Origin of the sequence: Brevundimonas sp. UBA7838 (assembly GCF_002500885.1) — a bacterium.
Taxonomy (GTDB): domain Bacteria; phylum Pseudomonadota; class Alphaproteobacteria; order Caulobacterales; family Caulobacteraceae; genus Brevundimonas; species Brevundimonas vesicularis_C.
The window spans coordinates 1-2,926 of record NZ_DLTK01000008.1; the positions used below are offsets into that span (position 1 = coordinate 1).

2 protein-coding genes are annotated in these 2,926 nt (G+C 69.8%); both read left to right on the top strand.

Translation table 11 applies throughout. The features are described 5' to 3' along the window. A partial coding sequence (locus B3T77_RS00475) for a PD-(D/E)XK nuclease family protein (protein ID WP_292076020.1) occupies window positions 1-844 on the top strand: 844 nt, incomplete at its 5' end. Next, a partial coding sequence (locus B3T77_RS00480; RefSeq protein WP_292076023.1) for a UvrD-helicase domain-containing protein occupies window positions 841-2,926 on the top strand: 2,086 nt, incomplete at its 3' end. The genes B3T77_RS00475 and B3T77_RS00480, both read left to right, overlap by 4 nt.

The following is a 2,926-nucleotide window of genomic DNA, read 5'->3' on the forward strand; positions in this document are numbered from 1 at the left end:
TCGCCGTCCGCGCAGCCTGTACGTCACCCGCATCGAACGCTGGGTGCGCGACCCCTACGCCATCTACGCCCTGTGGGTGCTGGGGCTGGAGGCGATGGAGCGGCCCGGCGCGTCTGCCGAAGCGCTGGCGCGCGGCAACGCCGTCCACGCCGCCATCGAGCGGCTGACGCTGGACTGGCCGAACGACCTGCCCGACGATTGCGAGGCCATCCTGCACGACCATCTGCTGCGCGAACTGGGCGCACGCGGGTTCGAGGATGCGGCCATGGCCCGCGAGGCGCCGCTGGCCCGCAACTGCGCCCGCTGGCTGACCGAGTTCGAGCGACGGCGTCGGGCGCGCGGCGTCGATATCCTGGTGGAACAGCAGGGGACGATGACCTTCGACGCCCCAGCCGGCCCCTTCACCGTCAAGGCCTTTGCCGACCGCATCGAACTGGCGTCGGACGGCGCGGCGGTCATGGACTTCAAGACCGGTGCGGCGCCGTCCGCCAAACAGGTCAAGTCCGGCTTCGCCCCGCAACTGACCCTGACTGCCGCCATCCTGGCCGACGGCGGGTTCAAGGACACCAACGGCCCGGTCACGCCCGACGAACTCACCTATGTCCGCGTGGTCGGGCGAAAGACGGCGGGCGAAGTCGTCACCCGCGCTTCGGGCTCTGAGGCCGCCGATCTGGCGCAGGCTGCGCTGGACGGGCTGAAGCGCCGCGTCGCCCGCTTCGACGACGAGAACACGCCTTACGTTTCCTGGGCCGCGCCCCAGTTCATGGGCAACCAGGGCGGCAACTACGATCATCTGGCCCGCGTCTGGGAATGGTCGGTGATCGGCGACGGGGACGAAGAATGAGCATCGCCCCTCAGATCGTCGCCGCCGATCCGCGCCTGACCGTCTTCGTCACCGCCAACGCCGGTTCGGGCAAGACAACCACCCTGGTCAACCGGGTGGCGCGGCTGCTGCTGGATCAGGTCGACCCCGGCGCCATCCTGTGCGTCACCTACACCAAGGCCGCCGCCGCCGAGATGCAGGCCCGGCTGTTCGACCAGCTGGGCGGCTGGGCCGTACTGGACGACGACGCCCTGTCGCGCGAACTGACCCGGCTTGACGACGGCGACCCGCAAGCTATGGATCACGCCGCGCTTTCCCGCGCGCGCAAGCTGTTCGCCCGGGCGCTGGAGACGCCGGGCGGCCTGAAGATCCAGACCATCCACGCCTTCTGTGAAAAACTGCTGCGCCGGTTCCCGCTGGAGGCTGGGGTTTCGCCCCGCTTCACCGTGCTGGAAGACCAGGCTGCGACCGCCCTAAGCCACGCCGCGCGCGAAGACCTGGCCCGCGCCGCCGTCGCCGATCCGGACGGTCCCATCGGCCAAGCCTACAGCCATTTCGCCGTCGAGCTGGACTGGCAGAGGTTTCAGGCCCTGCTGTCGATGATTGAGGCGAAACGCGCCGATCTGCTGGACTATATCGACCGGGCCGAGGCCGGAACCGCGCCCGATCCTTGGTCCCTGACCGGCGCCGAACGCGATCGCAGCCCAGAGGATCTGGAGCGCAATTTCGTCGCCTTCATCGATCCCGGCGAATGGAACCGCATGGCCGAGGCCATGGAAACCGGCTCGGCCAACGACAAGAAGATCGCCGACGCCATGAGCGTCGCCGCCCCGCCCTACGCCGGGTTTGCGGCCCTGGCCGGGGTCTTCTGCACCCAGGCGGGCGAACCGCGTAAGAGCATGGGCACCAAGTCGGCGCCGCAGGGCGCGGTCGGCTGGCTGCTGGACCTTCAGACCAAGTTCCTCGCCACGCGCGAGGCTCTGCGCAAGGCCAAGGTCGCCGATGATACGGTCAAGGTCCTGACCCTGGCCCGCGCCCACGCCGCCTTTTACGAAGCCGCCAAGGCCCAGCGTGGGGCGCTCGACTTCCCCGATCTGGTCGCGCGCGCCGCCGCCCTGCTGACAGAGAGCGGGGCCGCCGCCTGGGTGCTGTACAAGCTGGATGGCGGGGTCGATCACGTCCTGATCGACGAGGCCCAGGACACCGCCCCCGAACAATGGGCCATCGTCCGCGCCCTGACCGGCGAGTTCTACTCCGGCGAAAAGTCCGGCCGCACGGTCTTCGCCGTCGGCGACGAGAAACAGTCGATCTATTCCTTCCAAGGCGCGCGACCCGAACGGCTGCGCCAGGAACGCACCGACTTCCTCGCCCTGGCCGAGGGCGCCGGCGAGGCCTTCGCCGGGCCTGAGCTGAACACCTCCTACCGCTCGACCGAAGAGGTGCTGGCCTTCGTCGACGCCGTCTTCGCCGACCCCGACCGCACCCGCGCCCTGACCGGCCCCCAGGGCGACATCGCCCGACATCTGCCCGCCCGCATCGGCCAGCACGGCGCCATAGACCTGTGGCCCCTGTTCCTGGACGAGCCCTCGCCCGAAACCGACGCCTGGGACGATCCGGTCGATCAGGAAAGCGCCGGCAGCGCCCGAAAACGCCTGGCCCGCGATCTGGCCCGCGAAATCCGCCGCCAGGTCGAAAGCGGCCTCGCCGTCTTCGATCGCAGCACCCGCGACCTGCGCCCCGCCGGCTATGGCGACTACATCGTCCTGGTCCGACGTCGCGACGCGACCTTCGAGGAGATCATTCGGGCGCTGAAGACCGAAGGCGTGCCCGTCGCCGGCGCGGACCGGCTGAAACTGTCCAGCCATATCGTCTTCGACGACCTGATCTCACTGGCCCGGTTCGCCCTCTTCCCCGACGACGACCTGTCCCTGGCCGAGGTGCTGCGCAGCCCGCTGTGCGACGTGGACGAGGACGGCCTCTATGCGCTGGCTGGCCGCGAGAATCGGAAAGGCGGCCAGCTGTGGCGTGACCTGCGCGACCGGGCGCACGAACGCCCCGAATGGGCCCGCGCGCGCGATGCGCTGCAGGCCGCCATCGGCGCGC